Genomic DNA, 25,616 nt, shown 5'->3' on the forward strand with positions numbered 1-25,616 from the left:
AGCCGCTCCGGACTAGCCTTGTGCGTGCGCGCCACGCGGGCACCGCGTCCGAAGAATCGTCCGAACAATCTGCGTGTCTGGACAACCGGCTGGCGTTCTTCGATCAGGCGACCTTTCTCACGCTGCGCGCCACCGGTCGGGAGCAGCTCATGCAGATCGTGTGGATCTATGAGCACCCGATCGACATGGACAAGATGATGGCCGCGTTCCGCAACGCCGGTTACGGGCTGATGGGACGGCGGATCGAGCGTTCGCCGCTGCCGTTCGGCCGGCACCGGTGGGTCTCGGCTGTCGGACAGCCGTTGGAGATCGACATCGCCGAGTCCGCTCGTCCGCGCGCCGAGCTCAGCGACTGGCTCGACGAACGCGCGCAACTGACCGTCGACCCGGAATCGGGACCTGGTTGGCATGCGGGACTCCTGCCAATGACCGACGGTTCGACCGCCGGCACCGTGGTGATGTCGCACTGCTTGGCCGACGGGGTTGCCGGTCTGTTCTTGGTATTCGACGCGATCACCGGCACCACCCGCGATCTCGGCTACCCGCCGCCGCGTTCGCGGACCCGGCTGCAGGCCGTGGTTTCCGACCTCCGGGAAACCGTGCAGGGTCTGCCCGAGGCGTACCGGGCCTTCTGCGAAGTGGCAAAACTGGTGTCCAACGCGCGACGCGAGGCGGCCCAGTCGCCGGCGCCGCGCACCGCTCCGGTCCCCGAGACCGGCGCCGATGCCGTGGTGATCGTGCCGACGGTGTCGATCTACGTCGATCTCAGCGAATGGGATGCGCGGGCGAAAGCCCTTAACGGAGACAGTGGTTCGTTGCTGGCGGGGTTCGCGGCAAAACTCGGCGAACACATGGGCCGTCAGCGTCCGGACGACGGCACCATCGCCCTGCTGATCCCCTACAGCGATCGCACTATGGACGACACCCGGGCGATCGCGATGAGGTATGCGAAGGTCAGTGTCGACCCGACGCGACTGACCACGGATTTGTCCGGCCCACAGGTCACCATCAAGGAGGCCGTGAAAGCAGCGCGGGAGACACCGGATCCGGCATTGCCGCTCCTTCCGCTGACCCCGTTCATCCCCAAGCGGGTGGTGACTCGGCTAGCCGACATGCTGTTCGGCTTCGGCGATGGCGCCGTGCTGTGTTCCGATCTCGGCCACCTTCCGGTCGCACTGGCCCGCCCCGACGGCACTGCCGCCGAGTATGTCAATTTACGAGGCGTGGACCAAAACGTGACGCGTGGCTACATCGAGCGCGCGGGCGGCCAGCTGGTCGTGGTGGGGGGACGCCTCAACGGGAAGATGTCGATGAGCGTCGTCGGCTACCGGCCCGGGGGCTCGAACACCAAACAGGACCTGCGCGAGCTAGTGGCCCGCACGCTGGCGGAGTTCGGCGTGAGCGCCAAGGTCGACTAGTATCAAATACCTTGGCGGGCAGCGACTTCCAGTTCCAGCAGATCAGCGGTGCGGGTGACGCTGACCTCGGGCTTGGTCATTTGGGTGGCGATTTCGCGGGCTCGGGCGGCATACTGCGGCGCAAGGATGGTACGCAGGTCGGCGACCAGCGATTCCCTGGTGACGGTCGAAAAGCGCCGGGACACACCGACGTTGAGCCGTTTGACCTGAGCTGCCCAGATCGGCTGTTCGGCGCCGATCGGCATGACCAGCATCGGCATTCCGGCTCGCAGGGCGGCGGCCGTGGTGCCGGCGCCGCCGTGGTGCACCACCGCGCGGCACGCGGGAAAGACGGCCGCGTGGTTGGCCGTCCGGACCACTTTGACGTGCTCGCGACGCGGTAGGTCAGCGGACTCGTTCGTGCCCGCGCAAATCAGCGCTCGCTCGCCCAGTTGGGCGCAGGCGTCTCCAATCATTTCGATTGTGTCGGTGGGGGATTCGACTGGCATGCTGCCGAAACCGAAGTAGATCGGTGGTGTTCCCGAGGCGATCCATGACATCACCTCGTCATCGGCGCTCGTCGGCAACTCGAGTGTCAGCACGCCGACAAACGGGCGTCGCTCATTCCATTCGGCCGCCAGCCCCGGGAAGAAGAGCTCTTCGTACGTTTGGATCTCCAGCGACCCCCGCTGCGCGATCCGCCGAATGGAGGACACCGTTGTCCGTGGCAGACCCAACGCGCGCCGTTGCGCGTCCTCGGCCGCCTTCGTCATGCGCCAGTAACCCCAATCGCCCACCGCCATTCCGAATCGAACCAATGGTGCCGGCAGAAACGGGACCAGCTGGCCGTTGATGCGGTGCGGAAAGTGATGCATCGCGGCCAACGGAATGTCGTAGTACTCCGCGACGTTGGCGGCCACGCCCTGGTAGGTCTGGTCGTGCAGAATCAGGTCGGCTCCGTCGGCCAGTGCCGCCAACGTCGCGCTCATCTCCGCCCAGCCCCGGGTCATGTACTCCATGCCTTCGCGCAGCATGCTGATCGGGTTGCGTAGCCGCACCGCGGACTGGAAGGTGTCCTCCTGCAGCTGCGCAGCCGAATCCGGCCCGTAGGCAACCGCGTTCAGACCCACCGACTCGACGAAGCCGAGCATGTTCGGCGGGGCGGCCATGCGCACTTCATGTCCTCGGCGCAGCAGCTCCAGACCCACCGCGGCGCAGGGCTCCACGTCGCCGCGGGTGCCATGAACCGCCACAACGAATTTCATGTGAGCTTTTCGCACAGCAGCCCCGCCAAACCCTGAATGGTGGTGATGTCTGTGGAGGCGATCCGTACTCCCGTTTCGGCTTTGAGGTGGGTACGCAGCTCTAGGTTGCCCAGCGAGTCGAGGCCGTATTCGGACAGCGGACGGTCCGGATCGATGGTGCGGCGCAGGATCTTGGTGACCTGGTCGGAGACCAGACGGCGCAGCCGGGTGGGCCATTCCTCCACCGGCAGCTCCTGCAATTCGTCCAGCAATCTGCTTGTGTCCGCTGCGCCTTGGCCCTTGCGCTGGAACAGTTCGGCGAACTTGGTGCGTTGCGCCAGCGCGTCAAACCACGGTATCCCGGTGACGGGTGCGTACCCGGTGTAGGCGCGGTCGTGGCGGAGCAGTGTCTCGAACGCATACGCGCCCTCGTTCGGAGTGATCGCGGCGTCGACGGCCTCCGCCACATCCGCCGCGCGGCCGATGTCGCCCCAGACTCCCCAGGCGATCGCCATCGCCGGCAGGCCTTGCGCCCGCCGCCAATGGGCGAACGCGTCCAGCCAGCTGTTGGCCGCGGCATACGCGCCCTGGCCGGGCGAGCCCACCAGCGCCGCCGCGGAGGAGAACGAGCAGAACCAGTCGAGTTCCTGCGCCTCGGTGGCCGCGTGTAAATTCCACGCCCCGTGCACCTTTGGCGCCCAGTCACGGTCGATCAACTCGTCGGTGATGTTTTCCAGCGTGGCGTCCTCGACCACCCCGGCCGCGTGCAGCACCCCGCGCAGCGGGAGTCCGGTGGCCGTCGCCGCCGCCACCAACCGCTCAGCCGTGCCGGGCGCGGCGATGTCCCCGCACTCCACGACGATGTCGGCGCCCATCGCCCGGATGAGTTCGATCGTGTCGAGCGCCTTGGTCGTGGGCTCGGATCGCGAGGAGAGCACGATGCGACCGCAACCGCCCCCGCTCGCCGGAGAGGCCATCTTCTCGGCCAGGAACAGGCCCAGGCCACCCAATCCACCGGTGACGATGTACGCGCCGTCGGGCCGGAAGATCTTGGCCTGCTCGGGCGGGACGACGACGTTGCTTTGGCCGGTCTGGGGAACCTCGAGCACCAGCTTGCCGGTGTGCTGCGCCGCGCCCATTACCCGGATCGCCTCGGCCGCGTCGGACAGCGAGTACAGCGTCCGGTGGGGTAGCGGCAGCTTGCCCGCCGCGACGTTGCGGTACACCTTGCCCAGCAGGTCGCCGAACCGCTTCGGCTGGGTCTTGGCCATCAACCCCAGGTCGACGTAGTGGAACGTGAGGTTGCGGCGGAATGGGTACAGCCCCATCCGGGTGTTGGCGTAGACATCGCGCTTGCCGATCTCCACGAATCGCCCGCCGACGGAGAGCAGTTCCAGTCCCGCCTCTTGTGCGGCGCCGGTCAGCGAGTTGAGCACGATGTCGACGCCGTATCCGTCGGTGTCACGGCGAATCAGCTCGGCGAACTCGGTGCTGCGGGAATCGTAGACGTGCTTGATTCCCATGTCCTGCAACAGTTGTCGACGCTGCGGGCTGCCGGCGGTGGCGAAAATCTCGGCCCCCGCCGCACGGGCGATCGCAATCGCGGCCTGGCCCACACCGCCGGTCGCGGAGTGGATCAACACCTTGTCGCCGGCGGCGATCCTGGCCTGGTCGTGCAACGCGTACCAGGCGGTGGCGTGCGCGGTGGTGACCGCGGCCGCCTGCTGGTCGGTCAACCCGGGAGGCAGCGTGACGGCGACGCGGGCATCACACGTGACAAAGGTGGCCCAGCAACCGTTGTCGGAGAGTCCGCCGACATGGTCGCCCACCCGGTGGGTGGTGACGTCGGGCCCGACCGCGGTCACCACACCGGCGAAATCGGTGCCCAGCCTTGGCATCTCGCCCTCGACGGTGGAGTACCGGCCGAACGCGACCAAGACGTCGGCGAAGTTGATGCTGGACGCGGTGACCGCGACCTCGATCTGACCCGGGCCCGGCCGAACCCGGTCGACCGCAACGAATTCCATCGTTTCCAGGTCGCCGAGCGTGCGGATCTCGAGACGCAGGCCGCCGCGCGCCTGGTCCACCACCGCCGTCTGGCGTTCTTCGGGGCGCAGCGGAGCGGGCGTCAGGCGCGCCGTGTACCACTGGCCGTTGCGCCAGGCGGTCTCGTCTTCGTCGGACCGTTGCAGCAATTGGCTTGCCAGCCGTTCGATTTCGGTGGCCTCGTCCAGATCGATCTGGGTGGGCCGCAATTGGGGGTGCTCGACGGCGATCACCCGCATCAGGCCACGCAGGCCGGCCTGCTCCAGGTTTTCCGGGTCGCCGGTCAGCACCGTCTGGGCGCCCCGGGTCACGGTGTACAGCCGCGGCGGGTCGAGGGGGCACTCGGGCAATTCGCGCACGATCCGGACCAGATGACGCACGTACTCCGCGCCGAGCGTCGGGCACTCGTCGGCATTGCCGGTCTTGGGTCCGGTCAGGATGACCACGCCGTCCAGCACGTTGGCGGCGAGATGGTCCCGCAGCCGAGCGGCGTTGAGCAGGTGTTCCCCGTGCTGGTCCCACGACATCGAGCTGCATTGTGCGCCAGTGAGTTTCAAGGCGTCGGAAAGTTCGCTCGCGATGACATCCGCGGTGGTTGACGTGCTGACCAGCAGCCAGGCCCCGGGTTCTACATGACCGGCCTCGGGCAGGTCGCGCTGCTGCCATTCGACGGTCAGCAGCCGCTCGCCGAGCACGCGATCGTGCTCGCTGGTGCCCGAGAAGCCGGTGCCCATCTCCAGGCCGCGCACCGAGAGCAACAGCGTCCCGAACTCGTCGAGCACCTCGAGGTCCGCCTCGACTCCGGCGTCGTCGGCCTTGGTCAACCTGGTGAAGCAGTAGCGCGCATCGCGGGTGGGTCCGTAGGTACGCAGCTGACGCACGCCCAGCGGCAGCAGCAGGCTGTTGTTGGAGATCTGCGCCAGGCTGGGATGGGCCGCCACCGACTGGAAGCAGGCGTCCAACAGCGCGGGATGCACGCGATAGCTGGCGTGCTGGGAACGGATCGAGACGGGCAGCCCGACCTCGGCCAGCACCGTGTCCCCGGTTCCCTCCGGAGTGTGCACCTTCACCAGACCGGCGAAGGCGGGCCCATAGTGAATGCCGCGCTTGAGCATCCACTGCCGAAGGTCGGCGCCCTCCACCTCGCAGGGGTGGGCGGCGAGCAGCTCGGCCACATCCCGGGCGGCCGGCTCCTCCTCCTCGGCCAGCGCGCGCAGCACCGCGGTGGCGCGCCGTACCCGCTCCCCGTCGTCGTAGGTCTCCACTTCGAAGGTGACGACGCCCGGGGACTTCACCGTCGCGGCGGCGCCGACCGCAGTCTCGTCGTCGAGCAGCAGCATCTCCTCGAAACGGACGTCGTTGATTTCGGACGCCGCGCCCAAAACCGTGTGGGCCGCGGCCGATGCCATCTCACAGAACGCGGCCCCCGGCAGCGCCGGCGCGTCGTGCAGCTGGTGGTCGTTCAGCCAGGGGTGCGCCGCCTTGCCGACCTCGCCCTGCCAGACGTGGCGTTCCGGGTCCTCCTGCAATCGGACATGCGCGCCCAGCAGCGGGTGCACCGCGACCGTGAAACCGCCGCGCGCCCGGGACTCCTGCCCGCCGCGGGTCAACAGCAGGGGACGGTTACTCCACACCGGCAGCGGGGTGTCCACCAACCGGCCGGCGGGGTAGAGCGCCGAGAAATCGATCGCGGCGCCGGCGCTGAACAGGTCCGCCAGGAAGCCGCGCAGACCGTGCGGCAGTTCCTGCTCGCGACGCATGGCGGGCAGCGCGGCCAGCGGCATGCCGAGCTCCTGCGCCGTTTGCTCGACGGCATGGGTCAGCAGCGGGTGCGGGGCCAGCTCGGCGAAGACCCGGTAGCCGTCCTCCAGCGCCGCCTGCACGGCCGCCGCGAAACGCACGGTGTGGCGCAGGTTGTCCGCCCAGTACCAGGCGTCGCATTCCGGCTCCTCGCGCGGATCGAACATCGTCGAGGAGTAGAACGGCACCTCCGGTGTCATGGGATCGAGCTCGGCGAGTGCGTCGGTGAGTGCGTCGAGGATCGAGTCGACCTGGGGGGAGTGCGACGCGACGTCGACAGCCACCTCGCGGGCCATCACCTCGCGCTGTTCCCACGACGCGACGAGCTCACGCACCGTCTCGGTGACCCCGCCGATCACCGTGGACTGCGGCGACGCCACCACGGCGACCACCACATCGTCGTTGACGCCACGCGCCATCAGTTCCGAAAGCACTTGTTGCGCAGGCAATTCCACCGATGCCATCGCACCCGATCCGGCGATGGTGGACATCAGCTTCGACCGCCGGCAGATCACCCGCACCCCGTCCTGCAGCGAGAGCGCTCCCGCCACGACGGCTGCCGCGGTCTCGCCCATCGAGTGGCCGATCACCGCGCCCGGGCGCACCCCGTAGGACCGCATCGTGGCGGCCAGCGCGACCTGCATGGTGAACAGGGCGGGTTGGATCCGGTCGATGCCGCTCACGGTGTCGGGCGCCGAGATCGCCTCGGTCACCGAGAAACCGGACTCGGCGGCGATCAGCGGCTCGATCTCGGCGACCGTCGCGGCGAACACCGGCTCGCTCGCCAGCAGCCCGGCACCCATCGCCGCCCACTGCGAGCCCTGCCCGGAGAAGAGCCACACCGGCCCGCGGTCGTCCTGACCCACCGCACTCTCGTATGGAAAGTCGCCATCGGCGACCTCGCGCAGGCGTTCGGCTGCCTGTTCGAGGCTGTCGGCGATGATTGCTGTGCGCACCGGGCGGTGGCCGCGCCGCCGGGCGAGCGTGTAGGCCAGGTCCGACGCGGCCAGGTCCGGCGCGTGGGCGTCGACCCAGTCCGCCACGCGTCGGGCGGTTTGCCGCAAGCTGTCGGCCGAGGTCGCCGACAGCGGGAACAGCAGGGGCCCCTCGGCACCGGAACGGGGCGAGGTGTCGCCCGCCGCGTCCGGCTCCGGCGCTTGCTCGAGGATCGCGTGGACGTTGGTGCCGGAGAACCCGTAGGACGACACCGCCGCCCGCCGGGGTCCCTGGTCAGCGGGCCACGGCGTGGTCACCTCGGGAACAAACAGATTGGTCTGGATCTGCGCGAACTCGTCAGGCAGCCGGGTGAAGTGCAGGTTGCGCGGGACCACCCCGTGTTGCACGGCGAGGACGGCCTTCATCAGCCCCAACGCGCCGGAGGCCGACTGGGTGTGGCCGAAGTTGGTCTTGACCGAGGCCAGCGCGCAGGGCTGTTCGACGCCGTACACCTCGGCGAGGCTGGCGTATTCGAGGGGATCCCCGACGGGGGTGCCGGGGCCGTGTGCCTCCACCATGCCGACGGTGCGGGGGTCGACGTCCGCCGCGGCCAACGCCGCGCGGTAGGCCTCGACCTGCGCGGGGCCGGACGGCGTGACGATGTTGACCGTGCGGCCGTCCTGGTTTGAGGCGGTGCCGCGAATGACGGCCAGGATGCGGTCGCCGTCGGCCACCGCGTCCGGCAGCCGCTTGAGCAGCACGACGACGCAACCCTCGCCCGGGACGAAGCCGTCGGCAGCGACGTCGAACGCGTGGCAGCGTCCGGTCGGGGACAGCATGCCGATGGCGGACCCGGCTGCCACCTTGCGCGGTTCGAACATCACCGACGCGCCGCCGGCGAACGCCATGTCGCTCTCGCCGTCCTGCAGGCTGCGGCAGGCCAGGTGAATCGCCGTCAGGCCGGACGAGCAGGCGGTGTCCACCGTCAGCGCGGGGCCGCGCAGCCCCAGGGCGTAGGCGATGCGCCCGGAGCCCATGGCGAAACTGTTGCTCGTGCTTCCGTACGGGCCGTCCAGCGCCTGGGCCTCGGCGTGCACGAATTGGTAGTCGTCGTGCATCAGTCCCACGAACACGCCGGTCCGGACGGCGGCCAGGGCCTCGCGAGTCATGCCGCCGTGCTCCATGGCCTCCCACGCGGCCTGCAGCAGCAGGCGGTGCTGCGGGTCCATCGCGGTCGCTTCTTTTTCGTTGATCCCGAAGAATTCGGGATCGAAGTCAGCCACGTTGTCCAGGAAGCTGCCCCACTTGCACACCGAGCGCCCGGGCACGCCCGGTTCGGGGTCGTAGTACTCGTCGACGTCCCACCGGTCGGCCGGTACCTCGGTGATCAGGTCGTCGCCGCGCAGCAACGCCTCCCACAACTGTTGCGGGGACTCAATTCCACCGGGAAGTCGGCAACCCATGCCGACGACGGCAATCGGCGTAACGCGTATGTCTTCCAAGGCTTTTACCTCTTCTTAGCAACTTTCAAGTTCATATCACTGTGACGGGGCTATCTCACGAGCTTTATGAACATCGCGCATATTCGTTACCAGCCGGGAACACTTGGAACTTTCCCCCAGCTCGCACCGATCCACCATCCCCCGCATCGAAACCAAATCGTTCGTGGCGCGTTATGTACCCTAGCGGTTTATTTGGACGGATGTGCCAGAACCGGGCGAACCCACCAAAGAATTTACAGGGCGTTTGCTGGGCCGCGAGGCCCGGCGGCGTCCCGTGCGGCCGACCGACCCATGGGTGCCACTTTCGGCCCGTTCAGGGGTGTCGAGGGGGGCGCCGAGCGGTAGCGGTCTGTCATGGCGAAACCTGCTGTCACCGGCCCGTCGGGCTCGGCCGCATCGCTCTGAGCAGGTGACATAACACTGGCGTGCTGATGACGGACTTTGTACGACGGCGTGGCCGCGGGTGCCCGGCAGGTGCGCGGGTGGGCACTCTTGGCTTTGCTCGACGGCCGGCTCGCCGCCAGCGTGGGCGGCGGCGATGCGGCGCCGCAAGCATCGCCATCGGACGCCAGCGGGTAGGCGTCTGTGCGGGCACCAGACTTTGCTGACGGGCGAAAACGGGTGGCCCGGGCGGACGGATTCTCGGCCGTGGAGCGCGCATGCGACGGCCCGCCCGGGGAACGAGCGGCCCGTTATGCGTTCGTGATCGGGCCAACGATTTGCCTCGGGAGGGCAATCTTTTTCGGTAATCCGAAAAACCACTATCCTCTCAGCGACTTTATTTCCGGCCAATCAGAATGATTCCTTTGAAGTCGAACACGCGCGCCCCATGTCGGCGCGGCCGTCAGCAACCCGCTACACGACTTTCTCCTGCCGGGCCGTCATTGTGGCCTCGTCATGAAATTCGTTGACCCACATGCACACTCGGGCACTGCCGGGTGACCGCCGGTCACCCGGGTGGGGACCGCGGGCGGCCCCGGGAGGGCTCGGATGGCGTCGGGATGGCGTCGGATGGCGTGGGTGATTGGCCGGCGCGTCGATTGCTCTTAGTGTGCTGGTATGCCGGACGGCGGAGTGCGCATACCCCGACTGCCAATGGCCGAGGCCAAGGCCGCGGCCGACGAAGCGGGCGTGCCCGACTACATGGCCGAGCTCAGCATCTTCCAGGTGCTGCTGCACCATCCCGTGCTGGCACGGACCCTGAACGACCTGCTTGCGTCGATGCTGTGGCACGGCGCCCTCGGTTCGCGACTGCGTGAGCTGGTCATCATGCGTATCGGCTGGCTGACCGGATGCGATTACGAATGGACCCAGCACTGGCGCGTGGCTTCGGGACTGGGTGTGCCGCCCGACGACCTGCTCGGCGTGCGCGACTGGCGCGCCCACCAGGGTTTCGGGGCCGCCGAGCGGGCGGTCCTGGCGGCCACCGACGACGTGGTCCGCGACGGCGCGGTGAGCGTCGCGAGCTGGGCGGACTGCGAGCGCGAATTGGGCGGCGACAGAACGGTTCTCATCGAACTCGTCACCGCGATCGGCGCGTGGCGGATGGTCGCCTCGATCCTTAACAGCCTCAACGTCCCGCTGGAGGACGGCGTGGCCAGCTGGCCCCCCGACGGTCGATCCCCCTGACGAACGCCACCGCGGCGTGTGATCTCTGTCATACTTCCCAGATGGCAGGATCCACGTCGATGCTGGGCCGCGTGTGGCAGCGTCCCTTTGTCTGGAAGCTGAATCAGCGGTTCGCGAAGTATGGCTACATGGCCTTGACGCGGATGATCAGCCGCGAGGACGAGCTGTTCCTCAACTTCGCGTATGAAGAAGACCCGCCGATGGGCATCAAGCTGGAACCCGCCGACGAACGCGACCGCGGCTGCATCCAGCTCTATCACGCGACGGCGGCCCAGGTCGATCTGACCGGCAAGAAGGTGCTTGAGGTGGGCTGCGGTCACGGTGGCGGCGCCTCGTACATCAAGCGCTACCTGGGTCCGGCGTCGTACACCGCGCTGGACCTGAACCCGTCGGGCATCGCGTTCTGCAAGAAGCGGCACAAGCTGCCGGGCCTGGATTTCGTGCAGGGCGATGCCCAGGACCTGCCGTTCCCCGACCAGTCCTTCGACGCGGTGGTCAACGTCGAATCCGCGAACTACTACCCGGACCAGGCCCGCTTCTTCGACGAGGTGGCCCGCGTGCTGCGCCCCGGCGGCCATTTCCTCTACACCGACTGCCAGCCCGCCGCCGGTGTCGAGGTCTGGGAGGCCACGCTGGCCAACGCGCCGCTGCGCAAGCTGTCGCAGCGCGATATCAATGCCGAGACGATGCGCGGAATGGAGCAGTACTCGCAGCATTGGCTGGACACCATCGAGCGGCGCGCGCCGTCGTTCTTGCGCAACTCGCTTCGTGACGGTGCGCCCGTCGCCGGTAGCAAGCACTATCAGGGCCTGCAGGACGGGACCACCACCTACCGGATCCATCTGTTCGTCAAAGACTGAGGCTGCTCGCGAAAAGCGTTGAGCGCGAACACATTCGAAACCAGCAGCGGGGCCGATTGACATGTTTATCCACAGCTTCTAGCGTCGTGCAATGCGAACCAGAGTCGCCGAGATGCTCGGTGTGGAATTCCCGATCTGCGCTTTCAGTCACTGCCGCGATGTCGTTGCCGCGGTGTCCAACGCGGGTGGCTTCGGAATCCTGGGCGCGGTCGCGCACAGCCCGCAGCGGCTGCAGAAGGAACTGACCTGGATCGAGGAACAGACCGGCGGCAAGCCGTACGGCGTCGACCTGCTGCTGCCCGCCAAGTACGTCGGCTCCGATAAGGGCGGCATCGACCCGAAGCAGGCTCGCGATCTTTTCCCCGAGGAGCACCGCGCGTTCCTCGACGATCTCCTGGCGCGCTACGGCATCACGGTGAACGAGGACCAACCCATGCCGCGCGGGAACAGCGGCGGGCTCAGCATCTCGCCCAAGGGCTACGAGCCGCTGCTCGATGTGGCGTTCGGCCACCACATCCGGATGATCGCCAGCGCGCTCGGCTCGCCGCCTGCCGACCTCGTCGACCGGGCCCACGAGCACGACGTGCTGGTGGCCGCCCTGGCCGGGACGACGGCGCACGCGCAGCGCCATGCGGCCGCGGGTGTCGACCTGATCGTGGCCCAGGGCACCGAGGCCGGCGGTCACACCGGCGAGGTCGCGACCATGGTGCTGGTCCCCGAGGTGGTGGATGCCGTGGCACCGACGCCCGTGCTGGCCGCGGGCGGCATCGCGCGCGGCCGTCAGATCGCCGCCGCCCTCGCGCTGGGCGCCGAGGGCGTGTGGTGCGGGTCGGTGTGGCTGACCACCGAGGAGGCCGAGACGCCGCCCGTGGTGAAGGACAAATTTTTGGCCGCGAGCTCCTCGGACACGGTGCGGTCGCGATCGATGACCGGCAAGCCGGCGCGGATGTTGCGCACCGCCTGGACCGAGGAATGGGACCGCCCCGACAGCCCAGCCCCCCTCGGCATGCCGCTGCAGACGGCGCTGATCAACGACACCCTGGTGCGCGTCAACCAGGCGGCCGGCCACCAGGACGCCAAGGCCCGAGAGCTGGTGACCTATTTCGTCGGCCAGGTGGTCGGTTCGCTGGACCGGGTGCGGCCGACGCGCGCTGTGGTCCTCGACATGGTCGAGGAGTTCATCGACACCATCGGCCGACTCGAGTCCCTCACCGACAAGTAACGGTGTTCGCCCGCAAGGGTTTTCAGGTTTTCGCTGTGCCAGGCGTCCGCCCAGGTCGTGGGCCGCTGAACCTGGCTGAAACCTGTGCGCGCCCGTAATGATGCATAAAAATTGAGGAACACCACACGTATCGAGTTGACCGGCGCGCGCTCGTCGTGGATTATCGGTCGGGTATGCACCTCGTTAGGTGAGGCGTCTACGCGAATACAGGCCACTGACCCCGAACGTCGAAAGACGCCCCGGGTCAGGACAGCTCCTCCCGGCTTAAGGGTTGAGCCCAGGTGGCTTCCGGGTTACCGGACACGTCGTGTGGTGCCGAAGCTCTGACGAGTGGGGTGCGGATTTCCGACATTCGTCGGCTTTCTGTGCTCCTTTGCTGCGTGTTGATCGCGCGGGCACCCGCCCGTGCGCGTCGTGACGGTGAGGAGGTGAGGGGCGAATGAGTTCCAGCGATAGTCCCGGTCGAAGTCCGGGCCATGTTTCGTCCCCATCGGTCCTCCGCCGCGACATTCTCGGCTGAAAGCCAATTGGCTTAAACGCCAAGCATTTCCGGATGGAACCAGTACGGGACGGGACACGTCAGTCCCCGTAAGTGCTCGTTAGCTCCTCGGTCGATCTAGGAGCCCGTCCAGGAGACGATCATGACCGCAGCTCTGTACGACGAAGTGGTAACCCCTGCGCCCGCCCGCAAGCTGACCGTGGTGCGCGACGTCACGCCGACGCCCGCGCCCGCGCCCAAGAAGGCGGCGCGCCCGCATGACCTCCCCGTGTTCGGTGTCGGCGGCGACCCGCTAGTCCATGGGGCGGCTCGCTTGCTCGCCATCCCGGTGCGGCACGTCTACGCGGCGCTGTGGCGGGTCGGAGTGCTCGAGGTCCACGCCTAGCCCGCTGGACGACTACGAGGAACGCCGGCTCAAAACGAGCGGAACCATCTGAAACTGCGCTTGTCCTCCGCCACCTTCTGCAGCGCGACGACGGAGGGGTATTTCACCATGCGGTAGACGTAGTCGTAGAGCCAGCGCGGAAAGATGGTCTCGGCGACGGGTTTGAGGATCGTGCCGAGCAGGTTGAGGGCCCGCACCCAAACCATCGCCGAGCCGCCGACGATTCGGTAGCAGGGGTAGTTGGCGAAGTTGGAGATCGCCTTGGACACGCTGGGCCACGATGCGTCGTCGATGAGCATGTACCCGCCCACCTTGATCAGCCTGTTCGCGAAATACATGTCCACCAACGTTTGGTCGAAGGTGTGCCAACCGTCGATGAACACCAGGTCGAATTGCGCGCCCTCGCGCACCAGTTGGGCAAGGGCCAACTCGGAGGGTTCTTCGCGGAGCTCGTAGAACTCGACGCCGGCCCGGTCGAGGTTTGTCACGCCGATGCTTTTCCAGTCGGTGCTCTGGAACGGGTCGACGATGATGTGGTGCGCGGACGGGCGTCCGGCGAGCGCACCCGCGATGTGCAGGGACGAGAACCCGTAGGCGCACCCGACCTCGAGCGTTCGGGTGATGTCGGGACGGCTGGCGATGAACTCCGATAGGAACCGGCCCTCCGCGGCGTCGATGCCGTGCTTCCCGATGGGATACGTTTGGCCGTCGGCGCTCGTGACGGCGCCCTTCCGGCGGATATCCTCAATGACCGTTTGCGCCTGCATGATCTCGCTTCTACTCTGGCTACCTTTTCAGCGCAGCACGGTGGGCAAAGTGCAGCGGTCCGGCCACGAGTAAGAGATTTCGACCGGCACGCTGCCGAACCAAAATAAGTCAGCGGCGCCCCGGCGCGCCAGTTTCTCTGCACAGTCTGACGGCCGTCGTCGCTGCTGCACGAACAGGCGCCGGGTATCTCTCGCCGGGGTCGAGGGTATTTCCCGCCGGTGGTCGCCGGGGGCAAACCAGTAGAATCAACCCACGGCGTCGATCCGGCCATCACCGGGGAGCCTTCGGAAGAACAGCCGGTCCGGCCCAGTAGACCCGAACGGGTAGGCCCGTCACAGCCTGCAATGAGCGGCCGCGCGTGAGCGCGGCAAGCGGGGTGGTACCGCGGCGCTCGCGCACTGTGCGCGTCGTCGTCCCCGTGCCGATACGGATATGGCACAAGGACTGACGACTGACGATGGCCGAGAACGCCTACCCCCGCACCGAGTTGGGCCCCGACCCGCGCGGCGGTACCCCGAATTTCCCCGCGCTGGAAGCCCAAGTCCTCGATTACTGGCGTCACGACGACACCTTCCGCGCCAGCATCGCCCGCCGCGACCACGCCGACGAATACGTGTTCTACGACGGGCCGCCGTTCGCCAACGGCCTGCCGCACTACGGGCACCTGCTCACCGGCTACGTCAAGGACATCGTGCCGCGGTACCGCACCATGCGCGGGTACAAGGTGGAGCGCCGCTTCGGCTGGGACACCCACGGGCTGCCCGCCGAACTCGAGGTCGAACGCCAGCTGGGCATCAACGACAAATCTCAGATCGACGACATGGGGATCGCCGCGTTCAACGATGCCTGCCGGGCGTCGGTGTTGCGCTACACCGACGAATGGCAGGAATACGTGACCCGCCAGGCCCGCTGGGTCGACTTCGACCACGACTACAAGACACTCGACCTCGACTACATGGAGTCGGTGATCTGGGCGTTCAAGCAGCTGTGGGACAAGGGCCTGGCCTACGAGGGCTACCGGGTGTTGCCCTACTGCTGGCGCGACGAAACCCCGCTGTCCAATCACGAACTGCGGATGGACGACGACGTCTATCAGAGCCGCCAAGACCCGGCGCTGACCGTCGGGTTCAAGGTCGTCGGCGGGGAGCTGGACGGGGCCTACCTGCTGGTGTGGACGACCACGCCGTGGACCCTGCCGTCGAACCTGGCCGTGGCGGTCAACCCGGACGTGACGTACGTCCAGGTGCGGGTGGGGGACCGGCGTTACGTGCTGGCCCAGCCGCGGCTGGCCGGCTATGCCCGCGAGCTGGGCGACGAGCCCGAGGTGCTGGGCAGCCACACCGGGGCGGAGCTACTCGGCACGCGCTACCTGCCGCCGTTCGGATACTTCATGGACTCGCCCAAGGCTTTTCGGGTACTGCCCGGTGAGTTCGTCACCACCGACGACGGCACCGGCATCGTGCACATGGCGCCGGCCTACGGCGAGGACGACATGGCGGTCTCGGAGGCGGCCGGAATCGCACCCGTCACCCCGGTCGATGCCAAGGGCCGGTTCGATGCGACCGTCCCGGATTACCAGGGACAGCACGTCTTTGACGCCAACCCGCACATCATCCGCGACCTGAAGAACCAGAGCGGGCCCGCGGCGGCCAACGGCGCCGTGCTGCTGCGCCACGAGACGTACGAGCACCCGTACCCGCACTGCTGGCGCTGCCGCAACCCGCTGATCTACCGCGCGGTGTCGTCGTGGTTCGTGGCCGTCACCGCGTTCCGCGACCGGATGGTGGAACTGAACCAGCAGATCACCTGGTATCCAGAACACGTCAAGGACGGACAGTTCGGAAAGTGGCTGCAGGGCGCCCGCGACTGGTCGATCTCGCGAAACCGCTACTGGGGCAGCCCGATTCCGGTGTGGAAATCCGACGACCCGGCCTACCCGCGCATCGACGTCTACGGCAGCCTCGACGAGCTGGAGCGCGACTTCGGCGTGCGGCCCACCAACCTGCACCGGCCCTACATCGACGAGCTGACCCGGCCCAACCCCGACGATCCCACCGGCGCCAGCACCATGCGGCGCATCCCCGACGTGCTGGACGTGTGGTTCGACTCGGGATCCATGCCGTACGCGCAGGTGCACTACCCGTTCGAGAACCGGGCCTGGTTCGACACCCACTACCCGGGCGACTTCATCGTCGAATACATCGGGCAGACCCGCGGCTGGTTCTACACACTGCACGTGCTAGCGACTGCCCTGTTCGACCGGCCGTCGTTCAAAACCTGTGTGGCGCACGGGATCGTGCTGGGCTCCGACGGCCAGAAGATGAGCAAGTCGCTGCGCAATTACCCCGACGTCACCGAGGTGTTCGACCGCGACGGCTCCGACGCGATGCGGTGGTTCCTGATGGCCTCGCCCATCCTGCGCGGCGGCAACCTGATCGTCACCGAAGCGGGCATCCGCGAAGGCGTGCGGCAAGTGCTGCTGCCGTTTTGGAACGCCTACAGCTTCCTGGCCCTGTATGCGCCGAAAGTCGGTGTCTGGCGCACCGATTCGATGCATGTGCTGGATCGCTACGTGTTGGCCAAGCTGGCGGTGCTGCGCGACGACCTCACCGCCGCGCTGGAGGTCTGCGACATCTCCGGGGCGTGCGAGCAGCTGCGCCAGTTCACCGAGGCATTGACGAATTGGTATGTGCGGCGGTCACGTTCGCGGTTCTGGGAAGAGGACGTCGACGCGATCGATACGCTGCACACCGTGCTGGAGGTGACGGCGCGGCTGGCCGCGCCGCTGCTCCCGCTGACCACCGAGGTGATCTGGCGCGGCCTCACCGGCGAGCGGTCGGTACACCTGACGGATTGGCCGCGCGAGGGCGAACTGCCCGCCGATCCGGACCTGGTGGGCGCGATGGATCAGGTTCGCGCGGTGTGCTCGGCCGGATCGTCGCTGCGCAAGGCCAAGAACCTGCGGGTGCGCCTGCCGCTACCGAAACTGACTGTGGCCGTGGAAGATCCACAGCGGCTCAAGCCGTTCACCGATCTGATCGCCGACGAGCTCAACGTCAAGCAGGTCGAGCTGACCGATGCGATCGACACGTACGGCCGCTTCGAACTCACGGTCAACGCCAAGGTGGCCGGGCCGCGGCTGGGTAAGGACGTGCAGGCGGCCATCAAGGCGGTCAAGGCCGGCGAGGGCGTCGTCAATTCTGACGGCACCCTGACTGCGGGCCCGGCGGTGCTGAACCCCGACGAGTACAGCTCGCGGCTGGTGGCCGCGGACCCGGAATACACCGCGGCACTGCCCGATGGGGCGGGCCTGGTCGTGTTGGACGGCAACGTGACCCCCGAGCTGGAATGCGAGGGCTGGGCCAAGGACCGGATCCGCGAGCTGCAGGAGTTGCGCAAGTCGACCGGGCTCGACGTGTCCGACCGGATCTCGGTGGTGATGTCGGTGCCCGCCGAACGGGCCGACTGCGCGCAGACGCACCGCGACCTGATCGCTGGTGAAATCCTGGCCACCAGCTTCGAGTTCGGCGATCCCGGCGGCGACGCCGCGGCGATCGGCGACGGTGTGCGGGTCAGCATCGCCAAGGTTTAGCCCGCCCGCGCGCGGCGTCGGGCTTCATAGGGTCCACACAGTTTTGGCCGAGGGCCGACATAGTTCGTGGTGTCATGGTCATCTAGGCCAAATCAACGGGAGAGCGGAATGAACTACGTGATCACCGCACCGGAGGTGATGACAGCCGCGGCAACGGATCTGAGCAATCTCGGTTCGACCATCAGGTCGGCCCACGCCTCGGCGGCGGCGTTGACGGCGGCGGTGTTGGCCCCCGGAGCCGACGAGGTATCGGCGGGCATCGCGACCCTGTTCGGCGAATACGCGCAGGGCTATCACGCGATCAATGCCCTGGCGGCCGCATTTCACGCCCAGTTCGTCCAGCATCTGAATGCCGGTGCGGTCTCCTACGGCATGGCCGACGCCGCCAGCGCAGCCCCCTTGCAGGATCTGCTCGACCTGGTGAATGCCCCCTTCGAGACCGTGCTGGGGCGTCCGCTGATCGGCAACGGGGCCGACGGCACCCCGGGAACCGGCGCCAACGGCCAAAACGGCGGGCTGTTGTGGGGCAACGGCGGCAACGGCGGGTCCGGTGCGCCCGGCCAGAACGGCGGCAACGGCGGCAGCGGCGGGTTCTTCTATGGCAACGGCGGCGCGGGTGGGGCCGGTGGGACCATCACCAACGGCCAAGCCGGCGCCGGTGGCAACGGCGGCAACGCCGTCGGACTCTTCGGCAACGGCGGCGCCGGCGGGGCCGGCGGGGATTGCCCCAATGGTGTGGCCGGCGACGGGGGTTTCGGTGGCAGCGGCGGGCACGTGTTCGGCAACGGCGGCGCCGGCGGGGCGGGTGGGGCGAGCGGCATCGTCGCCGGCTGGGGCGGCGGCGGCGGCAACGGCAGGGGCCTGCTCTACGGGGCGGGCGGGGCCGGCGGCACCGGCGGGGCCGGCACCGCCGACTTTGCCGTCGCCGGCACCGGCGGGTACGGCGGCCAGGGCACCATCTTCTTCGGCCTCATCGGTACCGGGGCCGACGGCGGCGCGGGCGGGACGGCCGCCGGCCTGCACAACATCGGCGGCACGGGCGGCGACGGCGGCTTCGGCGGCGGCGGCGTCCTGCTGGGTATCGCCGGCGACGGCGGGGCCGGCGGCGCCAACACCGGCGGCGGCACCGGCGGGGTTGGCGGCTACGGCGGCGACAACGGTTACGTCTACAGCCCCGGCCCCGGCACCATCGTTGCCGGCGGTTCCTTCTTCGGCATCGGCGGCGCAGGCGGCGACGGCGGCGCCGCCGTCGCAGGCGGCCACGGCGGGGCGGGCGGCCTCGGCGGCCTCGGCGGCCTCCTGTTCGGCATCGGCGGCTCGGGCGGAAACGGTTACGGCGCAGCCGATTTGGCGTTCGGTGGCAACGGCAGCCAGGGCGGCTACGGCGGCCTGCTCTTCGGCATCGGCGGCGACGGCGGCAATGGCGGCATCGGGGCCGTCCCCGGTATCGGCGGCCCGGGCGGCATCGGCGCGTATTACTTCTTCGGTCCCAACGGAAAGCCCGGCTCGACGCCGTGAACCTGACGAGTGGGCCGCCGCGCAGCGGTGAATCAATTTATTCGACGATGCCGCTCAGCTGGAAATCCGCCAGCGCCTGACGCACCGAATTGCGAAGGCATTCCCGCGTATTCGTCCCGCCGACAGTCCAGGCGGCAACAGTGACGAAGACCAGTCCGTGCACGCGACCCGACGCCAGATACAGGTGGCCGCCCATCCGGTCGAGGATGTGGTTGGTGATCTGGGGCTCCAACATGCGAAACGCGAGGTAATCAGCGTCGGTGCCGTCCGGACGGTTCACCGCCGGATCCAATTCGCCGAGATTGGAACAGCCGATCGGGCTGCCGTGCCTGTTGATCACCCTGTCCACCATGCGGACCATCACGTTGGGAGTGAACGGCACCAACGGAAGCGGGGCCAGCAGGTCCTCTCGCGATTCCGACAGCTGGGTCAGGGTGCGTTTCATGTCGGTGCGCAGGTCGGCCAGCGAGTCGGTGACTTTCGCCGGATCCGCGGCTACGAAGCTACCGATGATCGCATTGGCGCGGGTGTCTCCGTTGGTTCGCTCGTCCACCGGCCAGGACAACTTCGCCTGTCCGTTGCCGTCTACCCTGCCCAGAATCTGGCCAAGCCTGGCCGCCAAACCACCGAATAGCGAATTGCTGGTGCCACCAAGGCTTCTGCTGCGTTCGTCCCAGTGTTGGAGGTCGAAGTACGCGACGACGGTGGGCACCACGACCTGTCGTTCTTTGGCCCGGGTCGCCTGCCTGGCCGGCTGCTTCGTCGATGCCGTGAAGTTCTCGCTTTGGGCCCGGGCCAAGCGCGCCGCGGCCACCGCCGCTCTCACCGCGCCGGGCAGTGAGCCCACGGTCTGTTTACCGTCCTCGAGCAGTGCTTGCCTACGCGTACGCGATCCCGGAGGAGGGTAGCCCAAATCTCGCCTAACACCGTTGGCCGCGTTTGCAATTGACAGGCTCAGGCCGACCGCGTCGGCCACCGAATGCGAAACCAGCAGCGATACCGCGGCTCCGCCGCCGATCAACGGCTGCACCCCCAGCCGCCAAGCGGGTCCCGTCTCGGGGTCGACCGGCAACCGGATGTGTTCGTCGGCCCAGGTCCACACGTCGCGGCGGGCGCGATCTTGCCCCGCGATCTCAAGGTCGGCGGGACCCGTCGCCGACACCCAGCGGTGCCGGCCGAAGGGAAACGGCGAGCACTCGATGCGCCGGCCCAGCAGCCCGTGTTTTAGGTTGCCATGGAATCGGCGCAAGCACTCGACATCGACTGGATGGTCATAGATCCAGGTGAACTGCAGCAGGGGCGCTCGACCGAGGACTCGCAAGCCTTGGAATGAGGCCTGATCGATGTAAGCGAGCAAATTGCTCACGCGCAAATGTTAGCAAAAGAAACGAACCGTCGATGCCGTTTTCAAATACGCGCCGGCAGGGTTGTTCTGGGCCATGCTGCGGTTGGCCGTGGGCAGCTGCCGAAACGTAATGCCCGGTGCGCGTGGACCTCAGGGACGTCTACTGGACCGCGATGTCGGAGCGTCGGGATCCTCGGCAATGCCTTTCGACGCCAGCCCGCCGCGCGCAAATAGCATTGGCCGTTGTGGAGTCCCGTTGGGTGCTGCACCTGGACATGGACGCGTTCTTCGCCTCCGTCGAGCAACTCACCCGGCCCACCCTGCGCGGCCGGCCGGTGCTGGTCGGCGGTATGGGTGGCCGCGGCGTGGTGGCCGGTGCGAGCTACGAGGCGCGCGTGTTCGGCGCGCGCTCGGCCATGCCGATGCACCAGGCCCGCCGGCAGGTCGGCGTGACCGCGGTGGTGCTGCCGCCGCGCGGTGTGGTGTACGGCGTGGCCAGCCGCCGGGTCTTCGACACCATCCGCGCCGTCGTGCCGGTGATCGAGCAACTGTCCTTCGACGAGGGTTTCGGCGAGCCGTCGCAGCTCGCCGGGGCGTCGGCGCGCGACGTCGAGGCGTTCTGCGAGGACCTGCGGCGCAGGGTGCGCGAGGAGACCGGCCTGATCGCCTCGGTCGGCGCGGGTTCGGGTAAGCAGATCGCCAAGATCGCTTCCGGGCTGGCCAAACCCGACGGCATTCGGGTGGTGCCGCGCGCGGACGAGCGGGCGCTGCTGGGCGGGTTGCCGGTGCGCAGGCTGTGGGGCATCGGCCCCGTCGCCGAGGAAAAGCTGAACCGGCTCGGCATCGACACCATCGGCCAGCTCGCCGCGCTGACCGACGCGGAGGTGGCCAACATCCTGGGCGCGACCGTCGGGCCCGCGCTGCACCGGTTGGCCCGCGGCATCGACGACCGCCCCGTCGCCGAACGGGCCGAAGCCAAGCAGATCAGCTCCGAATCCACCTTCGCCGCCGACCTGACCAGCCTCGAGCAGCTGCATGCGGCGATCGATCCGATCGCCGAGCACGCCCATCAGCGCCTGCTGCGCGACGGCCGCGGTGCGCGCACCGTCACGGTGAAGCTGAAGAAGTCCGACATGAGCATTCTGACCCGCTCGGCGACGCTGCCCTACGCGACGACCGAGGCCGGGGCGCTGGTCGCGCTGGCCCGCCGGCTGCTGCTCGACCCCGTCCAGATCGGACCGATTCGCCTTCTCGGCGTTGGGTTTTCGGGGTTGAGCGAGGTGCGGCAGGAGTCGCTGTTTCCCGACCTGGAGCTCTCGACGCTGCCGCCGGAGCCGCATCAGCCGGTCGAGACCGCGTCCGAGGCGATGTTCTCTGCGTTCTCTGCGGGCTCGGACGCCACGCCGTGGCGTGTGGGCGACGACGTCACGCATCGCGAGTTCGGCCACGGCTGGGTTCAGGGCGCGGGGCACGGGGTGGTCACCGTGCGTTTCGAGACCCGGGCGTCGGGCCCGGGGCAGGCCCGGACGTTCCCCGCCGACTCCGCCGAGCTCGCCCGCGCCAACCCGATCGACAGCCTGGACTGGCCCGACTACGTCGGCGTGCTGCGCACCGAGGAGTCAGCCCCAGCGGGCGACGGCCTCGGTGAGGGGTAGCCCCGCGGCCAGCGTGGCCATCAGCAGCACCCGGGTCTGCGGCGGCGGCAGCCGGGGCACCAGCACCGCGCCGGCCTGCGCCATCGCGTGGCCGGGCCCGTAGCCGGCGCTGACTCCGCCCCCGGGAACGCGCGTGCACACCGCGACGGCGATCCCGTCGCGGCAATGCCGGCGCACCGCGTCGACCACCGCGGCGCCGGCGTTGCCCGAGCCCAGCGCCTGCAGCACCACGCCCCGGGCGCCGGCCTTCACGCAGGCGTCCATCGCCACCCCGTCGCTGCCCAGGTAAGCCGCGACGATGTCGACCCTGGGCGCCGCGCCGGCCCGCAGGTCGCCCAGATAGGGGCGGGTCTTGGGGCGTGACAGCCCACCGCTGGCGGTGCCGAGCTGCGTGCCGGTGAAGCCGCTCAAATCCTGGGTCGCGACCTTGCGAAAACCCAACGGCTGCCATACCCGGCCGGCGAAACACACCAGCACCCCGAGGTCGCGCGCGGCCGGGCTGGCGGCCAGCGCCAGGGCGTCACGCAGATTGGCCGGACCGTCGGCGTCGGGCGCGTCGGCGCTGCGCATGGCGCCGGTCAGCACGACCGGAACCGCACCGTCATAGGTCAGCTCCAGCCACAGCGCGGTCTCTTCCATGGTGTCGGTGCCGTGCAGGACGACCACCCCCTGCGCGCCGGCACCGATCGCGGCCCGCACGGCGGCGCCGATGGTGTCCCAATCGGCCGTCGTCAGCTCGGAGCTGTCCACCGCCATCAGATCCACGACGTCGACGTCGAGTCCGGCGGTCAAATCGGCGCCGCTGCGCGCGGGCCGCGCCACCCCGTCGGCGCCGGTGCTGGTCGAGATGGTTCCCCCGGTGGTGATGACGGCGAGTCGGCCCATGGCGCGATCATCCCGCATCGTCGGTGAGGGATGATGGGGGACGTGCCCGAGGAACCAGCAGGATCGGCGGAGCCGGCGACCGCGGCCGGCGAGCCCGAGACGGCGGCGCCGCAACCTCGACGGTTGCGGCTGTTGCTGTCGGTGGCCGCCGTGGTGCTCGCGCTCGACGTCGTGACGAAGGTGCTTGCGGTCAAACTGCTTCCGCCCGGTCAGCCGGTGTCGATCATCGGCGACACCGTGACCTGGACCCTGGTGCGCAATTCGGGGGCGGCGTTCTCGATGGCGACCGGATACACCTGGGTGTTGACGTTGATCGCGACCGGGGTGGTGGTCGGCATCTTCTGGATGGGCCGGCGGCTGGTCTCGCCCTGGTGGGCGGTGGGGCTCGGGATGATCCTCGGCGGCGCCACGGGCAACCTGGTGGATCGCTTCTTCCGGTCGCCGGGGCCGCTGCGGGGCCACGTCGTCGACTTCCTATCGGTCGGCTGGTGGCCGGTGTTCAACGTCGCCGATCCGTCGGTGGTGGGCGGCGCCATCCTGCTGGTGGTGCTGTCGGTGTTCGGCTTCGACTTCGACACCGTGGGCCGGCGCAGGCCCGATCAGAGGGCTGACCAAAAGGCTGACCAGGCCCGATGAGCGAACGTTCCATGCCCGTCCCCGAGGGATTGGCGGGCATGCGCGTCGACGCCGGGCTGGCGCGCCTGCTGGGACTGTCGCGCAGCGCCGTGGCCGCCATCGCCGAAGGCGGCGGCGTCGAACTGGACGGCGTGCAGGCCGGCAAATCGGACCGGCTGACCTCCGGCGCCTGGTTGCAGGTGCGGCTGCCCGAGGCGCCCCCGCCGCCGGAGAACACCCCGGTCGACATCGAGGGCATGACGATCTTGTATTCCGACGAGGACATCGTCGCGGTCGACAAACCCGCCGCGGTGGCCGCGCATGCGTCGGTGGGCTGGACGGGCCCCACCGTGCTCGGCGGGCTGGCCGCCGCCGGTTACCGGATCAGCACCTCCGGGGTGCACGAGCGGCAGGGCATCGTGCACCGGCTCGACGTCGGCACCTCCGGGGTCATGGTGGTGGCGCTCTCCGAACGCGCATACACCGTGCTCAAGCGGGCGTTCAAACAGCGCACCGTCGACAAGCGCTACCACGCACTGGTGCAGGGACATCCGGATCCGTCCAGCGGGACCATCGACGCGCCGATCGGCAGGCACCCGGGCGGCGAGTGGAAGTTCGCGGTCACCTCAAACGGCCGGCACAGCCTCACCCACTACGACACCCTGGAAGCGCACGTCGCCGCCAGCCTGCTCGACGTCCACCTGGAAACCGGCCGCACCCACCAGATCCGGGTGCATTTCGCCGCGCTGCACCACCCGTGCTGCGGCGACCTGGTCTACGGAGCCGACCCGAAACTGGCGAAAAGGCTTGGGCTGCAACGTCAATGGCTGCACGCGAGGTCGCTGGCCTTCGCTCATCCCGCCGACGGCCGGTGGATCGAGATCGTCAGCCCGTACCCGCCCGATCTGCAGCACGCACTGGACCTGCTGCGCGGCGAGGGCTAGTCGGGTTTGCGGGCGTCCACCAGGACCCGCGTCGCGTGCGCGACGAAGGACCCCTCGGCTTCGATGCGCTCGTGCAGTGCGCGCAGCTGCTCGCGATAGCGCTCGACGGTGAAGTCGGGGACCGTCCAGATCACCTTGCGCAGGAAGTAGATAACGGCGCCGATGTCAAAGAACTCGGCGCGCAGCTTCTCGGCGCGCAGATCCACCAGCTGCAGTCCGGAGTCTCGCACCTGCGCGCGGACGGCGTCGGGATGGAATTCGGCCCACTTCTCCGGCTGCGGGCCGATGAAGTACTCGACCAACTCGCCCATGGTGGCGGGCCCGATGTGCTGCGCGAAATAGCTGCCGCCCGGCCGCAGCACCCGAAGGATCTCGTCCCACCACACCGAGATGGGATGACGGGTGGTCACCAAGTCGAACGCCTCGTCGGCGAACGGCAACGGCGGCTCGTCGCGGGTCGCGATCACCACGACGCCCAGCGGATGCAGGCGCTTGGTGGCCAAAGCGGCGTTCGGCGGCCACGTTTCGATGGCGGCCATGGTGGGCGGGAACGGCCCGGCGCCGCCCAGCACCTCGCCGCCGCCGGTGTGGATGTCCAGCGCCGCCGACACCCCGGCCAAGCGCTGGCTCAGCATCCGCTGGTAGCCCCACGAGGGTCGTTCCTCGGTCGCGCGGTCGTCGAGCCAGGAGAAGTCCCAGCCGTCGACGGATACCGAATCAGCCTCTGCCACCAAATCTTCGAATGTGCGACGACCCATGCTGGCATGGTAGTTC

At 68.5% G+C, this 25,616-nt stretch carries 16 protein-coding genes and 1 riboswitch; of the genes, 10 read left to right on the plus strand and 6 right to left on the minus strand.

The features are described 5' to 3' along the window. Positions 1 to 20 precede the first annotated feature (20 nt). Entirely contained in the window at positions 21 to 1,418 is a 1,398-nt protein-coding gene (locus tag G6N66_RS11030) for a WS/DGAT/MGAT family O-acyltransferase (protein WP_085232792.1), read from the plus strand. A gap of 2 nt (positions 1,419 to 1,420) precedes the next feature. On the opposite strand, the gene G6N66_RS11035 is transcribed toward G6N66_RS11030, so the two are convergent. Next, the gene (locus G6N66_RS11035) at positions 1,421 to 2,662 is read right to left on the minus strand and encodes a glycosyltransferase (protein ID WP_085232793.1); all 1,242 of its coding nucleotides are present in this window, start codon (positions 2,660 to 2,662) and stop codon (positions 1,421 to 1,423) included. Further along, the gene (gene pks2 / locus G6N66_RS11040) at positions 2,659 to 8,925 is read right to left on the minus strand and encodes a sulfolipid-1 biosynthesis phthioceranic/hydroxyphthioceranic acid synthase (RefSeq protein WP_085232794.1); all 6,267 of its coding nucleotides are present in this window, start codon (positions 8,923 to 8,925) and stop codon (positions 2,659 to 2,661) included. Before pks2 ends, G6N66_RS11035 begins: the two co-directional genes overlap by 4 nt. 1,059 nt (positions 8,926 to 9,984) lie before the next feature. Here pks2 and G6N66_RS11045 point away from each other — a divergent pair. The 4 genes from G6N66_RS11045 to G6N66_RS11060 all read left to right on the plus strand — a co-directional run bounded on the left by G6N66_RS11045 (position 9,985) and on the right by G6N66_RS11060 (position 13,520). Continuing rightward, a complete protein-coding gene (locus tag G6N66_RS11045) occupies positions 9,985 to 10,554 on the plus strand; it encodes a carboxymuconolactone decarboxylase family protein (protein ID WP_085232795.1) in 570 nt (189 codons plus the stop codon). A gap of 41 nt (positions 10,555 to 10,595) precedes the next feature. Then, complete coding sequence (locus G6N66_RS11050) at positions 10,596 to 11,414, plus strand: phthiotriol/phenolphthiotriol dimycocerosates methyltransferase (RefSeq protein WP_085232796.1); 819 nt, start codon at positions 10,596 to 10,598, stop codon at positions 11,412 to 11,414. A 91-nt stretch (positions 11,415 to 11,505) separates the two neighbouring features. Next, positions 11,506 to 12,636, plus strand: coding sequence for an NAD(P)H-dependent flavin oxidoreductase (locus tag G6N66_RS11055; protein WP_085232797.1), 1,131 nt, complete (start codon positions 11,506 to 11,508; stop codon positions 12,634 to 12,636). Positions 12,637 to 12,808: 172 nt separating this feature from the next. Next, a riboswitch (M-box (ykoK) riboswitch) is annotated at positions 12,809 to 12,978 on the plus strand. Positions 12,979 to 13,277: 299 nt separating this feature from the next. Beyond that, entirely contained in the window at positions 13,278 to 13,520 is a 243-nt protein-coding gene (locus G6N66_RS11060; RefSeq protein ID WP_085232798.1) for an Rv1535 family protein, read from the plus strand. Positions 13,521 to 13,549: 29 nt separating this feature from the next. Here the strand turns inward: G6N66_RS11060 and G6N66_RS11065 are convergent, their stop codons facing one another. Then, entirely contained in the window at positions 13,550 to 14,287 is a 738-nt protein-coding gene (locus G6N66_RS11065) for an O-methyltransferase (protein ID WP_085232799.1), read from the minus strand. A 458-nt stretch (positions 14,288 to 14,745) separates the two neighbouring features. Between G6N66_RS11065 and ileS the strand changes: the two genes are divergently transcribed. Next, entirely contained in the window at positions 14,746 to 17,880 is a 3,135-nt protein-coding gene (gene ileS, locus G6N66_RS11070; protein ID WP_085232800.1) for an isoleucine--tRNA ligase, read from the plus strand. A gap of 108 nt (positions 17,881 to 17,988) precedes the next feature. Next, entirely contained in the window at positions 17,989 to 19,398 is a 1,410-nt protein-coding gene (locus tag G6N66_RS30025; protein ID WP_163645814.1) for a PE family protein, read from the plus strand. Positions 19,399 to 19,435: 37 nt separating this feature from the next. Here the strand turns inward: G6N66_RS30025 and G6N66_RS11080 are convergent, their stop codons facing one another. Continuing rightward, positions 19,436 to 20,764 carry a hypothetical protein gene (locus tag G6N66_RS11080; protein WP_232079273.1) on the minus strand — a complete coding sequence of 443 codons (1,329 nt, stop codon included), beginning with the start codon at positions 20,762 to 20,764 and terminating at the stop codon, positions 19,436 to 19,438. A 224-nt stretch (positions 20,765 to 20,988) separates the two neighbouring features. On the opposite strand from G6N66_RS11080, the gene G6N66_RS11085 reads away from it, so the two are divergent. Beyond that, entirely contained in the window at positions 20,989 to 22,398 is a 1,410-nt protein-coding gene (locus G6N66_RS11085; RefSeq protein ID WP_085235231.1) for a DNA polymerase IV, read from the plus strand. Here G6N66_RS11085 and G6N66_RS11090 read toward each other — a convergent pair. Continuing rightward, entirely contained in the window at positions 22,363 to 23,283 is a 921-nt protein-coding gene (locus tag G6N66_RS11090; RefSeq protein ID WP_085235232.1) for an asparaginase, read from the minus strand. The two genes, G6N66_RS11085 and G6N66_RS11090, sit on opposite strands and share 36 nt — an antisense overlap. Before the next feature lie 42 nt (positions 23,284 to 23,325). Here G6N66_RS11090 and lspA point away from each other — a divergent pair, with 42 nt between their 5' ends. After that, complete coding sequence (gene lspA / locus G6N66_RS11095) at positions 23,326 to 23,919, plus strand: signal peptidase II (RefSeq protein ID WP_085235288.1); 594 nt, start codon at positions 23,326 to 23,328, stop codon at positions 23,917 to 23,919. Then, positions 23,916 to 24,842 carry an RluA family pseudouridine synthase gene (locus G6N66_RS11100; RefSeq protein ID WP_085235233.1) on the plus strand — a complete coding sequence of 309 codons (927 nt, stop codon included), beginning with the start codon at positions 23,916 to 23,918 and terminating at the stop codon, positions 24,840 to 24,842. The genes lspA and G6N66_RS11100 overlap by 4 nt, the downstream gene beginning before the upstream one ends. Here the strand turns inward: G6N66_RS11100 and G6N66_RS11105 are convergent. Further along, positions 24,839 to 25,600: a methyltransferase domain-containing protein gene (locus G6N66_RS11105; RefSeq protein WP_085235234.1), complete on the minus strand. Its 762-nt coding sequence runs from the start codon at positions 25,598 to 25,600 to the stop codon at positions 24,839 to 24,841. The genes G6N66_RS11100 and G6N66_RS11105 overlap by 4 nt on opposite strands. Positions 25,601 to 25,616 lie beyond the last annotated feature (16 nt).

Source organism: Mycobacterium conspicuum (genome assembly GCF_010730195.1).
In the GTDB taxonomy this organism is placed as follows: Bacteria; Actinomycetota; Actinomycetes; order Mycobacteriales; family Mycobacteriaceae; genus Mycobacterium; species Mycobacterium conspicuum.

What these genes read in the sequence shown, in the direction of transcription:
- G6N66_RS11060 (WP_085232798.1), top strand. Translation starts at nt 13,278, where the DNA reads ATGACCGCAGCTCTGTACGACGAAGTGGTAACCCCTGCGCCCGCCCGC.
- G6N66_RS30025 (WP_163645814.1), top strand. Translation starts at nt 17,989, where the DNA reads ATGAACTACGTGATCACCGCACCGGAGGTGATGACAGCCGCGGCAACG.
- G6N66_RS11055 (WP_085232797.1), top strand. Translation starts at nt 11,506, where the DNA reads ATGCGAACCAGAGTCGCCGAGATGCTCGGTGTGGAATTCCCGATCTGC.
- G6N66_RS11090 (WP_085235232.1), bottom strand. Translation starts at nt 23,283, where the DNA reads ATGGGCCGACTCGCCGTCATCACCACCGGGGGAACCATCTCGACCAGC.
- G6N66_RS11050 (WP_085232796.1), top strand. Translation starts at nt 10,596, where the DNA reads ATGGCAGGATCCACGTCGATGCTGGGCCGCGTGTGGCAGCGTCCCTTT.
- G6N66_RS11105 (WP_085235234.1), bottom strand. Translation starts at nt 25,600, where the DNA reads ATGGGTCGTCGCACATTCGAAGATTTGGTGGCAGAGGCTGATTCGGTA.
- G6N66_RS11065 (WP_085232799.1), bottom strand. Translation starts at nt 14,287, where the DNA reads ATGCAGGCGCAAACGGTCATTGAGGATATCCGCCGGAAGGGCGCCGTC.
- ileS (WP_085232800.1), top strand. Translation starts at nt 14,746, where the DNA reads ATGGCCGAGAACGCCTACCCCCGCACCGAGTTGGGCCCCGACCCGCGC.
- G6N66_RS11035 (WP_085232793.1), bottom strand. Translation starts at nt 2,662, where the DNA reads ATGAAATTCGTTGTGGCGGTTCATGGCACCCGCGGCGACGTGGAGCCC.
- G6N66_RS11100 (WP_085235233.1), top strand. Translation starts at nt 23,916, where the DNA reads ATGAGCGAACGTTCCATGCCCGTCCCCGAGGGATTGGCGGGCATGCGC.
- G6N66_RS11045 (WP_085232795.1), top strand. Translation starts at nt 9,985, where the DNA reads ATGCCGGACGGCGGAGTGCGCATACCCCGACTGCCAATGGCCGAGGCC.